Origin of the sequence: Rhodococcus sp. NPDC127593, assembly GCF_042671975.1 — a bacterium.
Taxonomy (GTDB): Bacteria; Actinomycetota; Actinomycetes; order Mycobacteriales; family Mycobacteriaceae; genus Rhodococcus_F.
On sequence record NZ_JBHXWI010000048.1, the window covers coordinates 60,275 to 79,768 of the forward strand.

General features: G+C 68.3%; 16 protein-coding genes and 1 riboswitch. Of the genes, 12 read left to right on the forward strand and 4 right to left on the reverse strand.

Going from position 1 to position 19,494, the window contains the following annotated elements; genetic code table 11:
• Positions 1 to 112 precede the first annotated feature (112 nt).
• A complete protein-coding gene (locus ACFVJ3_RS35405) occupies positions 113 to 760 on the forward strand; it encodes an alpha-ketoglutarate-dependent dioxygenase AlkB (protein ID WP_378456499.1) in 648 nt (215 codons plus the stop codon).
• Here the strand turns inward: ACFVJ3_RS35405 and ACFVJ3_RS35410 are convergent, their stop codons facing one another.
• Positions 761 to 1,849 carry a 3-deoxy-7-phosphoheptulonate synthase gene (locus tag ACFVJ3_RS35410; RefSeq protein WP_378456500.1) on the reverse strand — a complete coding sequence of 363 codons (1,089 nt, stop codon included), beginning with the start codon at positions 1,847 to 1,849 and terminating at the stop codon, positions 761 to 763.
• Positions 1,850 to 2,131: 282 nt separating this feature from the next.
• On the opposite strand from ACFVJ3_RS35410, the gene ACFVJ3_RS35415 reads away from it, so the two are divergent.
• From ACFVJ3_RS35415 to metE, 5 genes are all read left to right on the forward strand, one after another.
• A complete protein-coding gene (locus tag ACFVJ3_RS35415) occupies positions 2,132 to 3,079 on the forward strand; it encodes an ABC transporter ATP-binding protein (protein ID WP_378456501.1) in 948 nt (315 codons plus the stop codon).
• Positions 3,079 to 3,855, forward strand: a complete 777-nt coding sequence (locus ACFVJ3_RS35420) for an ABC transporter permease (RefSeq protein WP_378456502.1) — start codon at positions 3,079 to 3,081, stop codon at positions 3,853 to 3,855. The genes ACFVJ3_RS35415 and ACFVJ3_RS35420 overlap by 1 nt, the downstream gene beginning before the upstream one ends.
• Before the next feature lie 19 nt (positions 3,856 to 3,874).
• Positions 3,875 to 4,990, forward strand: a complete 1,116-nt coding sequence (locus ACFVJ3_RS35425; protein ID WP_378456503.1) for a sensor histidine kinase — start codon at positions 3,875 to 3,877, stop codon at positions 4,988 to 4,990.
• Positions 4,987 to 5,595, forward strand: a complete 609-nt coding sequence (locus ACFVJ3_RS35430; protein WP_378456504.1) for a response regulator — start codon at positions 4,987 to 4,989, stop codon at positions 5,593 to 5,595. The genes ACFVJ3_RS35425 and ACFVJ3_RS35430 overlap by 4 nt, the downstream gene beginning before the upstream one ends.
• A 125-nt stretch (positions 5,596 to 5,720) precedes the next feature.
• Positions 5,721 to 5,929, forward strand: a riboswitch (cobalamin riboswitch).
• A 126-nt stretch (positions 5,930 to 6,055) separates the two neighbouring features.
• Positions 6,056 to 8,317 (forward strand): 5-methyltetrahydropteroyltriglutamate--homocysteine S-methyltransferase, encoded by a 2,262-nt coding sequence (metE, locus tag ACFVJ3_RS35435; RefSeq protein WP_378456505.1) that lies wholly within the window; start codon positions 6,056 to 6,058, stop codon positions 8,315 to 8,317.
• A 37-nt stretch (positions 8,318 to 8,354) separates the two neighbouring features.
• Here the strand turns inward: metE and ACFVJ3_RS35440 are convergent, their stop codons facing one another.
• Complete coding sequence (locus tag ACFVJ3_RS35440) at positions 8,355 to 9,362, reverse strand: AraC family transcriptional regulator (protein WP_378456506.1); 1,008 nt, start codon at positions 9,360 to 9,362, stop codon at positions 8,355 to 8,357.
• Positions 9,363 to 9,521: 159 nt separating this feature from the next.
• Between ACFVJ3_RS35440 and ACFVJ3_RS35445 the strand changes: the two genes are divergently transcribed.
• From ACFVJ3_RS35445 to ACFVJ3_RS35465, 5 genes are read left to right on the forward strand one after another with little or no spacing between them, the layout of a single operon-like run.
• The gene (locus ACFVJ3_RS35445) at positions 9,522 to 10,961 is read left to right on the forward strand and encodes a GntP family permease (RefSeq protein ID WP_378456507.1); all 1,440 of its coding nucleotides are present in this window, start codon (positions 9,522 to 9,524) and stop codon (positions 10,959 to 10,961) included.
• A gap of 25 nt (positions 10,962 to 10,986) precedes the next feature.
• Positions 10,987 to 12,240: a CaiB/BaiF CoA transferase family protein gene (locus ACFVJ3_RS35450; protein ID WP_378456508.1), complete on the forward strand. Its 1,254-nt coding sequence runs from the start codon at positions 10,987 to 10,989 to the stop codon at positions 12,238 to 12,240.
• Positions 12,237 to 13,175, forward strand: a complete 939-nt coding sequence (locus ACFVJ3_RS35455; RefSeq protein WP_378456509.1) for a hydroxymethylglutaryl-CoA lyase — start codon at positions 12,237 to 12,239, stop codon at positions 13,173 to 13,175. Before ACFVJ3_RS35450 ends, ACFVJ3_RS35455 begins: the two co-directional genes overlap by 4 nt.
• The gene (locus ACFVJ3_RS35460; protein ID WP_378456510.1) at positions 13,172 to 14,167 is read left to right on the forward strand and encodes a 2-hydroxyacid dehydrogenase; all 996 of its coding nucleotides are present in this window, start codon (positions 13,172 to 13,174) and stop codon (positions 14,165 to 14,167) included. The genes ACFVJ3_RS35455 and ACFVJ3_RS35460 overlap by 4 nt, the downstream gene beginning before the upstream one ends.
• Entirely contained in the window at positions 14,164 to 15,156 is a 993-nt protein-coding gene (locus ACFVJ3_RS35465) for a glycerate kinase (protein WP_378456511.1), read from the forward strand. The genes ACFVJ3_RS35460 and ACFVJ3_RS35465 overlap by 4 nt, the downstream gene beginning before the upstream one ends.
• On the opposite strand, the gene ACFVJ3_RS35470 is transcribed toward ACFVJ3_RS35465, so the two are convergent.
• Positions 15,122 to 15,907 carry an IclR family transcriptional regulator gene (locus ACFVJ3_RS35470; protein ID WP_105413000.1) on the reverse strand — a complete coding sequence of 262 codons (786 nt, stop codon included), beginning with the start codon at positions 15,905 to 15,907 and terminating at the stop codon, positions 15,122 to 15,124. The two genes, ACFVJ3_RS35465 and ACFVJ3_RS35470, sit on opposite strands and share 35 nt — an antisense overlap.
• A gap of 323 nt (positions 15,908 to 16,230) precedes the next feature.
• On the opposite strand from ACFVJ3_RS35470, the gene ACFVJ3_RS35475 reads away from it, so the two are divergent.
• Complete coding sequence (locus ACFVJ3_RS35475; protein ID WP_378456512.1) at positions 16,231 to 16,698, forward strand: DIP1984 family protein; 468 nt, start codon at positions 16,231 to 16,233, stop codon at positions 16,696 to 16,698.
• 264 nt (positions 16,699 to 16,962) lie between these two features.
• Here the strand turns inward: ACFVJ3_RS35475 and ACFVJ3_RS35480 are convergent, their stop codons facing one another.
• Positions 16,963 to 19,389 (reverse strand): ATP-dependent Clp protease ATP-binding subunit, encoded by a 2,427-nt coding sequence (locus tag ACFVJ3_RS35480; protein WP_378456513.1) that lies wholly within the window; start codon positions 19,387 to 19,389, stop codon positions 16,963 to 16,965.
• Between the last annotated feature and the right edge of the window lie 105 nt (positions 19,390 to 19,494).

Here is a 19,494-nt window from a genome sequence, read left to right on the forward strand (position 1 = left end):
TCTAGGGCCCGAAACGCCGCGCGCGAACCAAGAAAGGGTGCGTCTGGCTGCCGCGATTGTCCCGAGCGGACATTATGGGAACATACGTTCGAACATCGGGTAGCATGGCGGCATGACTTCCGCGGATGCGCGGTATGCGCTCCAGGCTTCACTGTTCGACGACGCGTCGTTCGGTGTCGAACTGGGCGCGCTCGGGTCGACGGTGCAGCGTCGCACGCTCACGGCGGGAGCGTGGGTCGACGTGCGACCGGGGTGGCTGACCGGTTCCGACGAGCTGTTCACGACGCTCGCGGAGACGGTGCCGTGGAAGGCGGAGCGGCGCCAGATGTACGACCGGGTGGTCGACGTCCCACGCCTCGTCCGGTTCTACTCGGAAGGTGAGCCGCTCCCGGACCCGCTGCTGGTTACGGCACGCGACGCCCTGAGCAGGCATTACCTGACCGAACTGGGCGAGAAGTTCGCGACTTCGGGACTCTGCTTCTACCGCGACGGTTCCGACAGCGTCGCCTGGCACGGGGACGACACCGGCCGGAGCCGCACCGAAGACACCATGGTCGCCATCCTCTCGCTCGGCGCTGCGCGTCCGCTGCTGCTGCGTCCGCGCGGCGGCGGGCACTCGATCCGGTACTCGCTCGGCCACGGTGACCTGCTGGTGATGGGTGGTTCCTGCCAGCGCACCTGGGAGCATTGCGTACCGAAGAGCACCCGCCCGCTCGGACCGCGGATCAGCGTGCAGTTCCGCACGAGAGGCGTGCGGTGATCACTTCCGACGTGCGGCGACCGCCTGGGCGAGACGGTCCAGCTGCGCCGCCGTCGTGGTCCAGTCGATGCAGGCATCGGTGATGGACTGGCCGTACGTGAGGTCCTCGGCTTTTCCGAGTGTGAGGTCCTGACGACCGGCTTCGATGAAGCTCTCCACCATCACGCCGACGATCCCCTTTTCGCCGTCCTCGAGCCGGGCCGCGATGTCGTTCAGCACGTCGACCTGCTTCTCGTGGTTCTTGCTGCTGTTGCCGTGGCTGGCATCGATGACGACCCGCTCCGGCAGACCGCCCTTGCGCAGCCGGGCGAGCGTGTCCGCCACCGTCTCCGCGTCGTAGTTCGGTCCGTCGCTGCCCCCGCGGAGGATGACGTGGCAGTCGGGGTTGCCAACCGTGCGGATCAGCGCGGCCTGCCCGTCGAGGTCGGTGCCGGGGAACACGTGGCTCGCCGCGGCGGCGCGAGTGCCGTCGACCGCCACCTGCACGTCGCCCTCCGTCGAGTTCTTGATTCCTACGGGCATCGACAGCGCGCTGCACAGCTGGCGGTGCACCTGGCTGGCGGCGGTGCGGGCACCGATCGCGCCGTACGTGACGAGGTCCGCGATGTACTGCGGCATGATCGGGTCGAGGAACTCACAGCCGACCGGGAGGCCGAGCGAGGACACGTCGAGCAGCAGCTTGCGGCCCATGCGGATCCCGGTGTCGATGTCGAACGTGCCGTCCAGGTGCGGGTCGTTGAGCAGGCCCTTCCAGCCGAGCGTGGTGCGCGGCTTCTCGAAGTAGACCCGCATCACGATGTGCAGGTCGTCGCGCAGTTCCTCGGCCTTCCCGGCGAGCCGGCGGGCGTAGTCCATGGCGGCGCCGGGATCGTGCACCGAGCACGGGCCCACCACGACGAGCAGTCGATCGTCGTCGCCGTTCAGCACGTTCACCGTGTCGGCGCGACCGGAGCGCACGGTCGCGGACGCGACGTCGTCGGGGGCGTGTTCGCGGCGCACGACGGACGGCGCGACCAGCGGGCTGATGCTCACTGTGCGCTGGTCGTCCAGCCGATCACTGCTGGTAGTGGTGTCGAGAGTGACAGTCATGGGTTCGGGTTCCTGTTCTCAGGCCGGCCCTCGAAGACTGTGGAGATTCCCGCGAGCCGGTCTGTAATCCGGCTCTGGGGTGGAAGAAGTCAGCGCGTGGTTACGCTGACCGGCCCACCCGGGGCCGGCCTGCTAAACCAGAAATATGCGCGCTGCATGGCGCCCACAGTAACGGCTGCCCCCGATCGGCGCCACACCTACCCCGGGCCCCTGACATTTGTCACGGTGAGGTCGTGACGGACGTGTGGGGGTCGGCGGCCGTCCGGATCGCACGCTGAATGCATGACATCGACAGAGCTCCGCACCTCCACAGCGGCCTCCGCGTCGTCGGCTCCGGCAGTCAGCCTGCGAGGCGTCCACAAGTACTTCGGTGACGTTCACGCCGTCCGAGGCCTGGACCTCGAGGTCCGGCCCGGCGAGATCGTCGCGTTCCTCGGCCCCAACGGCGCCGGCAAGACCACCACCGTCGACATGGTCCTCGGACTGTCTCGCCCCACCACCGGTGAGGTGTCCGTCTTCGGCACCGATCCGCGCACCGCCATCGCGAAGGGCCTGGTCTCGGCGGTCATGCAGACGGGCGGGCTGCTGAAGGAACTGACGGTCGAGGAGACCGTCCGGCTCACCGCAAGCCTGTTCGCCGACACGCGGCCGGTCGACGAGGTCCTCACCCGGGCCGGCATCGCCGATCTCGGAAACCGGTTGGTGGGCAGGTGTTCCGGCGGCCAGCAGCAGCGACTGCGGTTCGCGATGGCACTGCTCTCCGATCCCGAGCTGCTGATCCTCGACGAGCCGACCACGGGCATGGACGTCGAGGGCAGGCGGGACTTCTGGTCGGCGATCCGCGCCGACGCGGACAGCGGCCGGACGGTCGTCTTCGCGACGCACTACCTCGAGGAGGCCGACGCCTACGCCGACCGGATCGTGCTGGTGCGCAAGGGGAAAGTGGTCGCCGACGGCACCGCCGCCGAGGTGAAGGCACTGGCCGCGGGACGCACGGTGCGCGCTCACTACCCGAGCGCCGACAGGGAACAGCTGTTCGCGATTCCCGCCGCCGACAGCATCGAGGTTCGCGGTGACAGCGTCCTCGTCCACTCGACGGACACCGACGCCGTGGCCCGTCATCTCCTCACGCAGACGCCTGCCTGCGACCTCGAAATCGTCTCCCGAGGACTCGAAGATGCGTTCATCGCACTCACCTCCGACGACTCCGGGACGGAAGGATCGAACTGATGACCACCCTCGCCGCACCCCGCCGCGTTCCCCCGCTCGGCGGACTCAACACCACCCTCCTCGGCCTCGAACTGCGCCGGCTCCTGCGCAATCGGCGCACGATGATCATCACTCTCGTCATGCCGGTCGTCTTCTTCCTCATCTTCGGCCTGAACCCGAGCTACTCGGGTGAGAGCGCAGGCAACGGGAACGTCTCGGCGTACGTGATGATCAGCATGGCGCTGTACGGCGCGATGATCGCGACGACGAGCGGCGGCGCGATGGTGTCGGTGGAACGGGCGTCCGGGTGGAGCCGGCAGTTGCGGCTCACCCCCTTGTCCCCCGGGGTCTACATCTTCGTCAAGGTGCTCGTCGCGATGATGCTCGGGCTCGGGGCCGTCGGCGTCGTCTACCTCGTGGGCGCGTTCACGTCCGTCCAGATGGACACGTCCCTGTGGTTCACGACGGCCCTGATCACTTGGCTCGGGTCCGCAGTGTTCGCCGCGTTCGGCCTGTTCATGGGATACCTGCTGCCGAGCGAGAACGTGATGCAGATCCTGGGCCCCGGGCTCGCCGTGCTCGGCTTCGCGGGCGGGCTGTTCATGCCGCTGCAGGACGGTTCGGTGTGGGCGTCGATCGCGCAGTTCATGCCCACGTACGGGCTGAGTCAGCTGGTGCACGCACCGCTCACCGGCGATGCGATGCAGTGGACGTGGCTCCTCAACGTCGCGGTCTGGCTGGCGATCTTCGTCGGCGGTGCGGCCTGGCGGTTCCAGCGCGACACCGAGCGAGTGTGACGGCGGTATCGTGACTTCCGTGACCACCCCGGACGGCCCCGTCGTGACCAGACGATGGGGCCGTTTCGGATTCGTTTTCGCCGCCGCGTGGACGATCTTCCTGTTCCAGCCGTTGCTCGACGGCTGGAACGACCGCGATCACGTCCGCGGCTGGATCGGGATGATCGCCACGCTCGCCTTCGCGGTGACGTACCTCGCGATGTTCCGGTGGTCGCATACCCGGCGCGCGCACAACGAGTTTCGGCCACCGCTGAACCAGGCGGTGCCGCTCGTGGTGGCGTTGTTCGGGCTCGCAGCCGTCATGGTGGTCGCTGTCGGGTCGTCGGGTCTGTCCGCCGCCGTCTTCCTCGCGGTCTCCGCGGTCATGCTGTTCCCCGCGTGGCTCGGCGGGATCACCGCCCTGACCGTCGCGGTTCTCGTGGAAGTGATCTCCGCGGTGATGGACTGGGGGTCGGGCACCGGACTCTCGCTGGGGGTCTGCGCGGCCGCGTTCGCGATGTTCGGGGTGACCAAGCTGATCAACCGCAACATCGAACTCCTCCGGGAACGGGAGAAGAGCGAACGACTCGCGGTGCAGGAGGAACGCACCCGGATGGCCCGCGACCTCCACGACATCCTCGGGCACTCCCTCACCGTCATCACCGTCAAGGCCGAACTCGTGGGCCGGCTCCTCGACATCGACGTCGACCGGGCCCGCACGGAAGTGGCAGACCTGGAACGTCTTTCCCGCGACGCGCTCGCGGATGTCCGGCAGGCCGTGCAGGGAATCCGGGGACTGTCGCTTCCGGTGGAGATCGCCCGGGCCGGGGAAGCGCTGCGGTCGGCCGGAATCGAGGCCGAGCTGCCCAACAGCACCGAGTCGGTGCCCACCGGGCTGCGCGAGTTGTTCGCGTGGACGGTCCGCGAAGGTGTCACGAACGTGGTCCGGCACAGCGGTGCGACGCACTGCTCGGTCACGGTGGGTGAACGCGAGGTCACCGTCGTCGACGACGGCTCCGGCTGTAGTGAATCCGCGCACGGGAACGGGCTGGTGGGCCTTCGGGAGCGCGCCGCCGCCGCCGGAGCCCGGGTCGTCATCACCCATCCGCAACCCGGCGGATTCTCGTTGCACGTGCTGACGGAAGAGGTCCCGTGACGATCCGGCTGCTGCTCGCCGACGATCAAGCACTCGTCCGCGGGGCCCTCGCCGCCCTGCTGGACCTGGAGGCGGACCTGACGGTCGTCGCGGAGGTCGGGCGCGGCGACGAGGTCGTCGCGGCGGCGCGCGAGCACTCCCCCGACGTCGCGCTGCTCGACGTCGAAATGCCCGGTCTGGACGGGATCGCCGCGGCCGCGGCACTGCGGGACGAGGTGCCGCAGACCCGCGTCCTGATCGTGACGACGTTCGGTCGTCCCGGCTACCTGCGCAAGGCACTCAAGGCTGGTGCGTCGGGGTTCGTCGTGAAGGACACCCCGGCCCGGCAGCTCGCCGACGCCGTACGTCGCGTCCATGCCGGGCTGCGCGTCGTCGACCCCGCTCTCGCCGCCGACAGCCTCGTCAGCGGGGAATCGCCGCTCACCGACCGCGAGACCGACGTGCTGCGGGCGGCGCGGGACGGTGCGCCGGTCGCGTCGATCGCGGCCGCACTGTTCCTGTCCGCAGGTACCGTGCGCAACCATCTGTCGGCGGCGATCGGCAAGACCGGGGCCAGCACCCGCGCCGAGGCCGTCCGCGCCGCGGAGTCGAACGGCTGGCTTTAGGCGCTTCGCGCCCGTGCGCCTTTTTGGTAGTTGGGGCTACCAAAAAGGCGCACGGGCCGAAGGCCTATGCTGGCCCGTGCAGCTGGTTCGCCCGGCACGGTCGTGAGGAGCCCCGAAGACCGCACCTGGCGTCGAAGCACGTCGGACTCCCCGGAGTTCGCGTGTGAGAGGGAACCCGGTGAGAATCCGGGACTGTCCCGCAGCGGTGAGCAGGAACGACCGCCGTCACCATGCACTGGGCACACAGCCTGGGAAGCGACGGCCACTAGGTCCGGTGTGATTTCACACCGGCTGCCTGCGAGTCCGAAGACCTGCCGACTGTGTCGGGCACGCCGTGCCCGACGGTGACCGCCTCGTGGATTGGGCGTGTAGACCTTCTCGCGCTGCAGCACGTCCCTGGGCTCGAGAGGTGTACCCGTTTGCCGGTGGTAGCCGTACCGCGTACGCAACTGGAGATACCGTGACATTCACTTTCACCGCGACCGTGCTGGGCTCACCTCGCATCGGTCCGAATCGCGAACTGAAGAAGGCCGTCGAGTCGTACTGGGCCGGACGCCTCGACGCCGAAGCGCTCGACGCTCTCGCCCGGGATCTGCGACGCCAGACCTGGACGAGCCTGCGCGATGCCGGGCTCGACTCCGTTCCCGTCAACACGTTCTCGTACTACGACCATGTGCTGGACACCGCGGCGATGCTCGGTGCCCTGCCCGACCGTGTCGCCGGCATCGAGAACGACCTCGACCGCTACTTCGCCGCCGCCCGCGGCAACGACACGGTCGCCCCGCTCGAGATGACCAAGTGGTTCGACACCAACTACCACTATCTGGTGCCGGAGATCTCCCCGTCGACGACGTTCGCCCTCGACCCGGCGAAGGTGCTCCGCGAACTCGAAGAGGCACGTGCCCTGGGCATTCCGGCCCGACCGGTGGTGGTGGGTCCGGTCACGTTCCTGCTGCTGTCGAAGGCCGTCGGCTCGGACGCACCCCTCCTCGACCGCCTCGACGAACTCGTCCCGCTGTATGCGGACCTGCTCGGCCGGCTCGCCGACGCGGGCGCCGAGTGGGTGCAGGTCGACGAACCCGCGCTCGTCGCCGACCGCACACCGGAGGAGATCGCGGCGGCCAAGCGAGCCTACGACCGGTTGTCCGCGGTCGCGTCGCGACCGGCGATCCTCGTCGCGTCCTACTTCGGCAGCCTCGGCGATGCACTCCCCGCGATCGCCTCGACCGGTGTCGAGGGAATCGCGATCGACCTGGTCGCCGGATCCGACACTCTCGCCACGGTTCCCGATCTGACCCGCAAGCACGTCGTTGCCGGCGTCGTCGACGGACGCAACATCTGGCGCACCGACCTGGACGCGGCACTGGCCTCGCTCGGCACCCTGCTGGGCAGCACCGGCTCGCTCGCCGTCTCGACGTCGTGCTCGCTGCTGCACGTCCCGTACACGCTCGACGCGGAAACCGGCCTCGACAAGGCGCTGCGGTCGTGGCTGGCGTTCGGGACCGAGAAGGTCCGCGAGGTCGTCACGCTCGGCACCGCACTGACCAGCGGTCGCGAGTCCGTCGACGACGAATTCGCGCTCGCCCGCGCGGCGGCGTCCACCCGCAACACCGACCCGCGTCTGCACGACGCCACGGTCCGTGCCCGGCTGGACGCGCTCACCGCGTCCGATCCGGGGCGCAGTCCCGCGGCGGAACGACGGGAGGTCCAGTCGGCGCTGTCGCTTCCGGTGCTGCCGACCACGACCATCGGCTCGTACCCGCAGACGACGCAGATCCGCGTCGCGCGCGCGGCGCGGCGCAAGGGTGAGATCGACGAGGCCGAGTACCTGAACCGGATGCGCGCCGAGGTCGCCGATGTGGTTGCGCTGCAAGAGAAGCTGGACCTCGACGTGCTGGTGCACGGCGAACCGGAACGCAACGACATGGTGCAGTACTTCGCCGAACAGTTGGACGGGTTCTTCGCGACGGACAACGGCTGGGTGCAGTCGTACGGCAGCCGCTGCGTCCGCCCGCCGATCCTGTACGGCGACGTGCGCCGCAGCAACCCGATGACCGTCGAATGGATCACGTACGCGCAGTCGCTCACGCAGCGTCCGGTGAAGGGCATGCTCACCGGTCCGGTGACGATCCTGGCGTGGTCGTTCGTGCGCGACGACCAGCCGCCGGCCGCCTCGGCCAACCAGGTGGCGCTGGCCATCCGCGACGAAACGGTGGACCTGCAGGGTGCGGGCATCCGGATCGTCCAGGTGGACGAGCCCGCGCTGCGCGAACTGCTGCCCCTGCGGGCCGCGGATCAGCCGGCGTACCTCGACTGGTCGGTCGGGGCGTTCCGTCTCGCGACGTCCGGGGTCTCCGACTCGACGCAGATCCACACCCACCTCTGCTACTCGGAGTTCGGTGAGGTCATCGAGGCCATCGCGAGGCTCGACGCCGACGTCACCTCCATCGAGGCGGCCCGCTCGCACATGGAGGTCCTCGACGACCTCAACGCCGTCGGCTTCGACCTCGGCGTCGGTCCGGGCGTGTACGACATCCACTCGCCGCGGGTGCCCGGCGTCGAGGAGATCGCGGCGTCGCTGCGGGAGGCGTTGAAGGCGGTGCCGGTGGAACGGCTTTGGGTCAACCCCGACTGCGGGCTGAAAACCCGTGGTCCCGCCGAGGTCGAGGCGTCGCTGCGCAACCTCGTCGACGCGGCGAAGCTGGTCCGCGCGGAGCTCTAGGCTGCGCCCGTGAGTGGTTGAGGAGTCCCTGGACTCGTCAACCGCTCACGGGGCCGAAGGCCCTGGTCTGCGACGGATTCTCACCGAACCGGCGACGGTAGGCAGCCGCGAAGAGGCCGAGGTTGACGTATCCCCACGCGCCGGCGATGGAGGCGACGGTCTCCCCCGGCGATGCGGTGAGCAGTTCCTCCCGGATGCCCTGGAGCCGCTGCTCACGCACGTATTCGGCCGGGGTGGTGTCCAGGTATTTCCGGAACGACCCGGACAGGGTGCGGACGCTGACACCCACCGCGTCGGCGATGTCGGAGGCGGTCGGCAGTTCGCGGGCGTACTCCCGGATGTACTGGACGGCGTGCCGCACATAGCCGGGCGCCGCCGGGCCGGTGGACCTGTCCGGGTCCACCCCGGCACGAGCCGCCCATTCGGTGAGCAGGTGACCGACGAGCAACTCCTGCAGGTTGAGCCCGATGCGCCCCTCCGTGGCGTGTCCGGGTAGCTCTTTCGTCGTCCGCATGGCGTACCCGAGCAGCGCCTGCCAGCCGGATCCGCCGCCCCCGATGACGCATTTGCGTTGCCAGAGAAGATCTCCGGGGTCGAATCCCCACCACCGCACAGCCGTGTCGGCGAGCAACATGTGGGGGACCGTGAGATTGAGCTGGACGTGGTCGGGGGAGAACTCGACGAGGTAGTCGACGCGACTGCAGTCGGCGACGAACGTGTCACCCGACGGTGTGTCCGCGGTGACGTCGTGGTCGAGGTGGTGCCGGGCGTTGCCCCGGATGGTCGTGAGAACGAGCGCGTTGCCGGCGTCGGCCGAGAAGTCGCCGACCGAGACGGGGATTCCGTAGGAGAACCGGGTGACCGTGATGCCCCCGATCTTCGTGGAGTACATGCTCGACCGGGGTAACAGCCCGACACCGAGCGGACGCACCACGTAGGGCATGTACACGCGATCGGACCAGAGTTGGATCTCGCTCCAGTCCTCCGACGTTCTGCGCTCGGCGGCCGGCGGCCGTCCCACCGCAAACGGATCCAGCGAGACCATGCGTCGAGTATCCAGGCCCGTGCGCCTTTCTGGTAGCGGGAACAACCGAAAAGGCGCACGGAGCCGAAGGCCCATTGCTTATATCGTGAGTGTGTGCTCATAATATGGGTGTACCTGTGACACCAGTCACTACCCGCCTCCTCGATAAGGACGCGCCACATGTCAGATGCAGCAATCCTGATCAACACCACGGTCGCCGTCGCGGCGGTCGTTGTGATGATCGTGCGTTTCAAGTTCAACCCAGTGGTGTCATTGGTCGTCGGATCCGCCTACCTCGGACTCACGACGGGACTCGGCACGGCCGCAACGGTGGACGTCATCAGCACCGGTTTCGGCGACATCATGGCCGAAGTGGGACTTCTGATCGCGTTCGGCGTCCTGATGGGCGCCATGCTGAAAGAAATGGGCGCGATCCAGCGCCTGGTCGGAACGCTGCTCCGCGTGTTCGGACCCAAACGAATGCCCTATGCGTTGTCGCTGACCATCGCGACGCTGCTGCAATCCATCTTCCTCGACGTCCTCCTCGTGATTTCGGCGCCGCTCGCCCGCAACCTCGCACCGAAGGTCGGCCGGGTCGGCACCGCACGCATGGCCACCGCCCTCGCCATCGGCCTGGAGTGCGGCATCGTGCTCATGGTTCCCGGTGTGGGCGCCCTCGCCCTCGCCGGACTTCTCGGTGTGCCGCTCGGCAAGATGCTGATCTTCGGGCTGATCCTGGTGATCCCGACCGTGGCGATCTCGGTCGCGATCATGTCGTTCCTGTTCACCCGCGGTTGGTGGAACCCGGAGAAGGACGAGGAGCACTTCCATCAGACGGTCGTCGACGACGAAGAGGACGAGTGGACCGACGGCGGCAGCGGCGGGACCACCCCTCGGCCCGATGCCGGCGGAGGCGTCGCCCAGGCGCAACGCGCCGCGACCGTCACGGAGGTCACGGCCGAGCGCGCGGAACACGACCGCCCCCTGATCCTCCTCCTCGCTCCTCTGCTCGTCTCGCTCCTGCTCATCGCGACCGGCGCGATCCTGGACATCGCCGAGATCAGCAACCCGGTGATCTCGTTCGCGTCGGAGCCGCTCATCGCGTTGCTGATCGGACTGATCGGCACCAGCTTCGTCGGACGGCTCACCGTCGGCCAGCACCGCGTCCAGAAGGCGATCGCCAGCGGTTTCAGCGAGAGCGGCCAGATCCTCATCCTCACCGGTGTCGGCGGGTCCCTCGCTGCGACCATCGCCGCGGCCGGGCTCGGGGACATCCTCGGCAAGTACTTCACCGCCAATCACGCGGCTCCGCTGCTGATGGTCTGGGTGATCGCCGCCGTCCTGCACGTCGCCGTCGGCTCGGTCACGATCTCCGCCATCACCGCCGCGGGCGTCCTCGCACCCATCGCACCGACCCTCGGCCTCGACCCCGTCCTCATCGCCCTCGCGGCCGGCGCCGGCTCCCTGTTCGCGGTGCACGTCACCAGCAACACCTTCTGGCTGCTGCAGTCCTTGATGGGTCAGACCACACGAGGCACGCTGAAGACGTGTTCGGTGGGAGTATCGGTGGCATCAGTCGTCGCAATACTGCTCGTCCTGCCCATGAGCCTCGTTCTCTGAGCGTCACTATCAGTTAAGGATCACCATGTTCTCCGACAACACCATTCGGCCACTCGACGGGGTTCGGGTACTCGAGCTGGGTAACTACATCGCCGCTCCGACGGCGGGCCGGATGCTCGCCGACTTCGGGGCCGAGGTCATCAAGGTGGAACGCCCGAAGACCGGCGACGAACTGCGCAACTGGCGGCTCTACTCCGGCGACACCTCGATGCTGTACCGCACGATCAACCGCAACAAGAAGTCGATCGTGCTGGACCTGCGCACCGAGGAGGGCCGCCGGCTCGTCCTGGATCTCGCCGCCAAGTGCGACATCCTGCTGGAGAACTTCCGGCCCGGCACCCTGGAGAAATGGGGCATCGGACCGGACGCGTTGAACGCGGCCAATCCGGACCTGGTGATCACCCGCATCTCGGCGTTCGGGCAGACCGGGCCGATGTCGCAGCGGCCGGGGTTCGCCGCGGTCGCGGAGGCCGCCGGCGGATTCCGCGAACTCGTCGGCGACCCGGACCGGCCACCGGTGCGGGTGGGGGTGTCGATCGGCGACTCGATCGCCGGCCTCTACGCGGCGTTCGGGGCGGTGATGGCCCTGTTCCAGCGTGAGGCCGCGAAGGTCGCCGGAACGCCGGGCCCGTCCCTGCCGCATCGGATCATCGACGTCGCACTCAACGAATCGATCCTGTCGATGATGGAGTCGCTGATCCCCGACTATCTCGCGTACGGCATCAAACGCGAACGCGTCGGCGGCCGGATGGAAGGCATCGCCCCGTCGAACGCGTACATCTGCAACGACGGCAACAGCATCATCATCGCCGGCAACGGTGACGCCATCTTCCAGCGCTACATGGACACCATCGGCCGCCCCGACCTCGGCGCCGACCCGGACCTGTCCACCAACGCCGGACGGTGGGCGCGCCGCGACGAACTCGACACGGCGATCGGTGAGTGGACGATCCAGTACTCGCGTGACGAGGCGCTGAAGATCCTCGACACCGCCGGGGTGCCGTCGGGTCCGATCAACACCGCCGCCGACATCTGCAGCGACGAGCAGTACGCGGCCCGCAACATGATTCAGCAGTTCACCGTCGACACCGGTGAGGCCGAGCCGAAGCAGGTCGGGTTCCCCGGCATCGTCCCGGTGATCGGCGGAAAGTCGCTGCCCATCCGCAGCGTCGGCCCCGACCTCGGCGAGCACACCCGGGAGGTCCTCGAGACATTGCTCGGCATGACCCCGGAACAGATCGACTCCATCGTCAACGACACAGTAGGTGGCCTCTCATGACGCAGTCCTTCGAATCACGCACCCTGCTCCGCGACGTCACCCTGCGTGACGGATTGCAGTTGACGGGCAAGATGCTGCCCACCGCCCGGAAGCTCGAGATCGCCCGGCGGCTCCTGGAACTCGGCGTGCCCGCGCTCGAGATCGGGTCGATGGCCCGCCCCGACCTCGTCCCGCCGATGGCGAACACCGTCGAGGTGATCTCGGAACTGACCCCGGAGGAACTGGATCACTGCTGGGTGTGGGTGGCGACGCCCCGGCACGTGGAGAAGGCCGCCGCCGCCGGCGCACGCCATTTCCAGTACTGCTTCTCCGCCTCCGATTCCCACAACCAGGCGAATATCGGACGTTCCACCGAGGACAGCCTCGCCGCGATGCCCGCCGCGATCGAACTCGCGCAGGAGGTCGGCGGCAGCATCCAGCTGTGCATCGCAACGTCGTTCACCTGCCCGTTCGAGGGCAGAGTGCCGGAGCAGCGGGTCATCGACATCGCCAACGATCCGCGCGCCCACGGCGCCGTCGACGTCGTCGTCTGCGACACCCTCGGCCAGGCCGTCCCCGCCGAGGTGTACTCCCTCGTCTCCCGGGTACGGCTCGAAACCCCGCAGCGCGGCATCGTCTTCCACGGCCACGACACCTGGGGTCTGGGGGTCGCGAACAGTCTCGCCGCGGTCGCGGCCGGAGCGATGACCGTCGACGGCGCCCTCGGCGGACTCGGCGGCTGCCCGTTCGCGCCCGGCGCCAGCGGCAACACCGCCAGCGAGGACCTGCTGTTCGCCACCCGCCCGGACTGGCTGAACCCCAGCACGTTCGGATCCCTCGTGGAACTGTCCGAGAAGACCCTCGCCGAACTCGGCGAAGCCAACCGGTCCAAGGCCGCCCAGGGCGCGCGTTCCAATGCCACCGCGTTCGAGTGGGTTATCGGCGGCGGCCGATGAGCGGCGCCCGGTTCTACGTCACCACTCCGATCCCCGAACCCGCGCTGACCCTGCTGCGCGCCGCGGGTAGCGTCGATGTCCCCGACGACCTTCCGGACGCCGCCCGGCTGCGGGAGGTCTGCGTGTCCGGCGACTACGACGTGGTGGTGTCCCAGCTGCGCGACACGTTCGACGCCGACCTCCTGGCCGCGGCGAAGATCCGCGGCATCTCCAACTACGCGGTCGGGTTCAACAACGTCGACATCGGTGCGGCCACCGCGAACTCGATAGTCGTCGGCAACACACCCGGTGTGCTCACCGACGCCACCGCCGACGTCGCGATGCTGCTGATCATGGCCACCGCCCGTCGCGCCGTGGAGGCCGACGCATTCATCCGCTCCGGACAGTTCACCGGATGGGAGCCGAACCTACTTCTCGGCCAGGATGTTTCGGGACGCACGCTGGGTCTCGCCGGCTTCGGGCGGATCGCCCGGGCGACCGCGAAACGGGCACTGGCCTTCGGGATGCAGGTGCTGTTCTGCCCGCGGCCTCCCGGCGACCGTCCGGTGCCGGACGAGGAGCTCGGTGAATTCGCCGGACTCGTCACCCACACAGATTGGGACACCCTCGTCACCACCAGCGACTACCTGTCGCTGCACGTGCCCCTCAACGCGCAGACCCGCCACCTGGTCGATGCGGGTGTGCTGGCGGCGATGAAACCGTCCGCGATCCTGATCAACACGGCCCGCGGTCCCGTCGTCGACGAAGCCGCCCTCGTCGCCGCCCTGAAATCGGGGGAGATCGCCGGGGCCGGACTGGACGTCTACGAGGACGAACCCGCGCTCGCCCCGGGGCTCGCGGAACTGTCGAACACGGTCCTGCTCCCCCACCTCGGCAGCGCCACGGTGTCGGTGCGCGCCGAGATGGCGCGGCTGTGCGCCGAGAACGCCGTGGCCATGGCGCAGAACCGGATTCCCCCGCATCCGGTCAACCCGGAAGCCTGGGGCTCATGACGGTTCTGATCGCCCCCGACAGTTTCAAGGGCACCTACACCGCAGGCGAGGTCGCCGACGCCGTCGCCACCGGGGTCGAGTCGTCCGGCAGTGCCGCGATCAGGCTGCCGGTCGCCGACGGCGGCGAGGGCACCCTCGACGTCCTCACCGTCCTCCTCGGACTGCGCCCGGTCACCACCCGGTCCCGCAACCCCTGGGGCTGCCCGTGCCGGCCGACGTACGGGCTGTCCGACGACGGGACCGCGGTCATCGAGATCGCCGCCGCCTCCGGGATCACCACGCCGCACGACGGCCCCCGCGACCCGGTCACCGCCACCACCTACGGCACCGGGATGCTCGTCGCCGACGCCGCCCGGCGCGGTGCCCGGCGCATCGTCGTCGCGGCCGGCGGATCCGCCACCACGGACGGCGGCACCGGGGCCATCGCCGCCATCGAGGCGGGCGGCGGACTCCGGGGCGCCTCCGTCACCGTGCTGACCGACGTCACCACCCGATACGTCGACGCCGCCAGGGTGTTCGGACCGCAGAAGGGCGCCGACGCGGGCACCGTGCAACTCCTCACGCGGCAACTCGAGGCGAAGGCGCGGGCTCTGCCGCGCGACCCGTCGAGGATCGACGCGACCGGCGCGGCCGGCGGGTTCTCCGGCGGGATGTGGGCGCGGTACGGCGCCGAACTACGCTCGGGCGCCGACTACATTCTCGACGTGATCGGCTTCGACACGCTGGCCGCGGACGCGTCCGCGATCGTCGTCGGCGAAGGCAGGCTCGACGGACAGACGAAAGCGGGCAAGATCATCTCCGCGATTCTCGCCCGCGCGGGCACCACCCCGGTGTACGCCGTGGTCGGCTCCGTCGGCGACGATCTCGGCGACTACCGGTCCCGGTTCGCCGGTGTCCTCGTCGCCACGGACGCCGTGGCCATGCACGACGCCGGCCGCATGATCGCGGCGCAGCTCATGACGGGTAGCGGCCACCCAGCGTCCGGGTGACCTGCTCGGCGCTGCCGACGAGCAGATCCACCCACTTCTCGCACTGTTCACGAGGCATGCGCAGTGTCGGCCCGCTGATCGCCAGAGCACCGATCACGTCGGCGGACGAATCGAACACGGGCGCAGCCAATCCCGAGGCGCTGTCCTCCCGCTCCCCCGCGGTGATGGCGTACCCGTCGGCCCGGGCCTGGTGGATCAGTTCGCGGAGCACGGCGGTGTCGGTGACGGTGCCCTCGGTCATCGGTTCGATGGGGCCGGCGAGGACCTGTTCGGTGAGGTCCGGGTTCCAGGCGAGCAACACCCTTCCCGCCGATCCCGCGGGCAGGGGGACGATCTTCCCGACGTACATGTTCCGGCGCAGCGCGTGCTCGGTCTCCGCGATGGCCACACACACGCGGTAGCCCTGCTCGACCCGGAAGAAGCTGGCGGTCTCGCCGGTGGCGTCGCGGATCTCCTTCAGCACCGGCGTGACGACAGCCAGAATGTCGAGTCCCTTGGTGGCCGTCGCGGCCCAGAACGCCATCTTCACGCCGATCCGGATCTGGTCGCCGGACCGGTCGAGGAATTCCTGCGCCACCAGGTTGCTGACCAGCCGTTGGACCGTCGACGTCGGCAGACCCGTCGCCTGGTGAATCTCGCCCAGCGTCATCGACGGACGCGTCAGGCTGAAGGCATCGAGGATCTCCGTGATCTTGCTGAGCACCAGCAACGGTTGGTGCTTGGAGGTCAATTCGCCGTCTTCCGCTCGCATGCCCTCGACGATAGTCGCCCTTACCAGCACGTGAGTGCCGAAGAACGGCGGAACACACTTCGGCACTCACCTCGGGCGAATCGACTGTCGCCACACGGGCGGGGATGTGGTACTTATTGAAGATGCTCGAATTCGACTCGACGAAAGGCGCATGAGCGCCCACCGAGATATCTCTCCGGCACAACGGTTCGGGGAATTCACCCGCGCGTTCGACGCGCTTCGCTCGCTACCTTCGCGGTGCCGCGACCCTTCGGCTCCTCGCAGGTCTTTTCCCTTCCCTCAATTTGCGATGCCCTACACCGATTTCGAGAAAGGAGGTACCCATGAAGTTGGCTGAGGCACTGGCCGAACGCGGCGATCTGACGCGTCGGGTGGAGCACCTGAAGTCGCGAATCCTCACGAATGCACGGCATCAAGAGGGTGAGTCGCCGGCGGAGGACGCCGCGGCGCTCCTCGTCGAACTCGAGGAGGTCCTGGACCGTCTGGAGATCCTCGTTCGAAGGATCAATCGGACGAATACCGCTGCGCCACTGGGTGACGCGAGCATCACGGACGCGCTGGCCCGCCGGGACATGCTGCGAATCCGACACCGGGTGGTGTCCGCCGCCGCGGATGCCGCCTCCGGTCGTGAGCAGGACCGATACGGCAGGCAACTCCGCTCCGAACTCGTCTTCGTCGCGGCGTTGCCCGTCCGGGACCTGCGGCGGACGGCAGACGATCTCGCCCGGCAGATCCGCGAAGTCGATCTGCAAGTGCAGAAGGAGAATTGGGAGGTCGAGCTGCTCGACTGAACAAAAGCTGGGTAGTAGGTAACCGTCTCGGAGGCGAGCACGCACCGCGAGTCGACGGTAATTCGGCTCTTCTCCGGCGTGGAGGGCAACGCTCCGGGCACACACCCGGATCACACTGCAGCCCTGCACACGGCACAGGTGACAGTGCACAACGCACATCTCATCACCGGGTGCTGATCCGAGACGGCGAGGGCGGGCAAGGGGCTACCCACACACGTGAGTGGCAAAGCGTGCGGAAGCACACTCTGCCACTCACGTCGGGGATCAGCCGACCACGAGATCCAACTCGTCGTCGGACACTCCGACCGCGATGCTGCCACCCTTGACGAGGACGTCGTCGAGCAGCAGATCGGCGATCCGATCGTCGACGGCCCGCTGGATCGACCTGCGCAACGGACGCGCCCCGAACTCGGGCTGGTGTCCGTGCTCGGCAATCCAGTCGACCGCGTCCTCGCTGAACGAGATCTCGATGCCCTTGGACTGCAGCCGCTTCCGGCTGTCGTCCAGCAGCAGGTCCGTGATCCGGTGCAGCTGCTCGGTGTCGAGCTTGCGGAAGATTACGATCTCGTCGATCCGGTTCAGGAACTCGGGACGCATCGACTCGCGCAGCCGGCCCATCACCCGATCCCGCAATGGCTTCTCCGAAGCCTCCGCGTCACCGGTGCTGAATCCCAGCGCACCCGACTTGCTGGAGATGATGTCGGATCCCAGGTTGCTGGTCATGATCAGAACGGTGTTCTTGAAATCCACCGTCCGGCCCTGACCGTCCGTGAGCCGACCGTCGTCGAGCACCTGCAGCAGCGTGTTGAACACGTCGGGGTGCGCCTTCTCGATCTCGTCGAGCAGGATCACCGAGTACGGGTTCCGGCGGACCTGCTCGGTGAGCTGTCCCGCCTCCCCGTATCCGACATAGCCGGGAGGGGCACCGACGAGCCGGCTGACCGTGTGACGTTCACCGAACTCGCTCATGTCGAGTCGCAGCATCTTGTTCTCGTCACCGAACAGCGTGGCGGCCAGCGCCTTCGCCAGCTCGGTCTTGCCGACACCGGTCGGTCCGAGGAACAGGAAGCTTCCCACGGGGCGATCCGGATCGTTCATGCCGGTGCGGCTGCGGCGCACTGCCCGGGCGATGGCCCGCACAGCGTCGTCCTGGCCGATGACACGGCGATGCAATTCGTCCTCGAGCCGGCGGAGGCGTTCCTTCTCCTCCTCGGTCATCTGGCTGGCCGGGATTCCGGTGGCCCGGGACACGACCTCGGCGATCTGCTCGGCGGTCACCTCGGGCGCGACGTCGGACGCGCCGACCGCCTTCCCGTCGATCCGGGCCTGGACCTCCATGGCCTCGTCGCGCAGTCGGGAAGCCTTCTCGTACTGCTCGTCAGCGACGGCCTGCTCCTTGGCCTGCTCGAGTTCCGCGAGCTTCGCCCGCAGAGCCTCGACATCGACGCTCGGCATCCGCAGCCGCAACCGGGCTCCGGCCTGGTCGATCAGGTCGATCGCCTTGTCCGGCAGGAAGCGGTCACCGATGTAGCGGGCCGACAGCTCGACGGCGGCCGCAATCGCCTCGTCCGTGTAGCGGACGCCGTGGTGCTCCTCGTACCGGTCACGCAGACCGGACAGGATCGCCACCGCATCCGGGGCACTCGGCTCCGCCACCGTCACCGGCTGGAAGCGGCGTTCGAGCGCCGGATCCTTCTCGATGTGCTTGCGGTACTCGTCGAGCGTCGTCGCACCGACGATGTGCAGCTCACCACGGGCAAGCTTCGGCTTGAGGATGTTGCCCGCATCCATCGCGCCGTCGGCGCCGCCACCGGCACCGGCGATGGAGTGGACCTCGTCGATGAAGACGATCAGCTCGTCCGAGTGGGCCGAGATCTCGTCGATCACCTTGTTGAGGCGTTCCTCGAAGTCGCCGCGGTACCGGGTGCCCGACACCATGCTCGACAGGTCGAGCTGGACGATGCGCTTGCCCGTCAGGCGGTCGGGGACCTCGCCGTCGACGATGCGCTGGGCCAGGCCCTCGACGACCGCCGTCTTGCCGACGCCGGCCTCACCGACCAGCACGGGGTTGTTCTTGGTGCGGCGCGACAGGATCTCGATGGTCTGCTCGATCTCGTCGGCGCGCCCGATCACCGGGTCGACTCCGCCGCCGCGTGCGCGTTCGGTGAGGTCGAAGCCGTACTTGTCGAGCGTGGGGGTCTCGGAGTTCGAGGACTCCTCCTCCACCGATCCACCCTGCACCGCGGTCTGCAGACGCTCCGGGGTGATTCCCTCGGACGCGAGCAGGCGTCCGGCGGCGTGGTCCTGATCCGCGGCGAGCGCCAGGAAGAGGTGCTCGGGATCGATGTAGGTGGAACCGAGGGCGCGCGCGAGTTGGTGCGCCTCGAGCAGCGCCGTCTTCAGCGCGCCGCTCAGTGCGGGTGTCGCAAAGCCTGAGGTGTCGCGGCTCTGGGGCAGACGCAGTTCGACGGCATCGGCGACGGCCGACGTGTCGGCGCCTGCGCGGCGCATCAGAGAGGTGACGGGTTCGTGTTCTGTCATGACGCGCAGAACGTGGAGTGCATCGAGTTCCGCATCGCCACGACCTGCGGCGAAACGGGCAGCAGCAGCCATGAGCTCCTGGGTGGAGCGACTCATGAGCCGACTGATGTCGATGCGACCTGGGCCCTCCGGCCCGAAGAATGCTGGCATTCCTCAGCCTCCTGACCGGAAAATGCTGAAGGTGAGTGGCAGGCGATAGCATCCGGCGTAGCTTGCGGAGCCGGATCATTTTGTGAAGGTAGATGTTTGGGCTAG

Bases quoted from the DNA above. Each gene is read 5' to 3' on its own strand.
- ACFVJ3_RS35405 (WP_378456499.1), top strand. From the start codon at position 113: ATGACTTCCGCGGATGCGCGGTATGCGCTCCAGGCTTCACTGTTCGAC.
- ACFVJ3_RS35410 (WP_378456500.1), bottom strand. From the start codon at position 1,849: ATGACTGTCACTCTCGACACCACTACCAGCAGTGATCGGCTGGACGAC.
- ACFVJ3_RS35415 (WP_378456501.1), top strand. From the start codon at position 2,132: ATGACATCGACAGAGCTCCGCACCTCCACAGCGGCCTCCGCGTCGTCG.
- ACFVJ3_RS35420 (WP_378456502.1), top strand. From the start codon at position 3,079: ATGACCACCCTCGCCGCACCCCGCCGCGTTCCCCCGCTCGGCGGACTC.
- ACFVJ3_RS35440 (WP_378456506.1), bottom strand. From the start codon at position 9,362: ATGGTCTCGCTGGATCCGTTTGCGGTGGGACGGCCGCCGGCCGCCGAG.
- ACFVJ3_RS35445 (WP_378456507.1), top strand. From the start codon at position 9,522: ATGTCAGATGCAGCAATCCTGATCAACACCACGGTCGCCGTCGCGGCG.
- ACFVJ3_RS35450 (WP_378456508.1), top strand. From the start codon at position 10,987: ATGTTCTCCGACAACACCATTCGGCCACTCGACGGGGTTCGGGTACTC.
- ACFVJ3_RS35455 (WP_378456509.1), top strand. From the start codon at position 12,237: ATGACGCAGTCCTTCGAATCACGCACCCTGCTCCGCGACGTCACCCTG.
- ACFVJ3_RS35460 (WP_378456510.1), top strand. From the start codon at position 13,172: ATGAGCGGCGCCCGGTTCTACGTCACCACTCCGATCCCCGAACCCGCG.
- ACFVJ3_RS35465 (WP_378456511.1), top strand. From the start codon at position 14,164: ATGACGGTTCTGATCGCCCCCGACAGTTTCAAGGGCACCTACACCGCA.
- ACFVJ3_RS35470 (WP_105413000.1), bottom strand. From the start codon at position 15,907: ATGCGAGCGGAAGACGGCGAATTGACCTCCAAGCACCAACCGTTGCTG.
- ACFVJ3_RS35475 (WP_378456512.1), top strand. From the start codon at position 16,231: ATGAAGTTGGCTGAGGCACTGGCCGAACGCGGCGATCTGACGCGTCGG.
- ACFVJ3_RS35480 (WP_378456513.1), bottom strand. From the start codon at position 19,389: ATGCCAGCATTCTTCGGGCCGGAGGGCCCAGGTCGCATCGACATCAGT.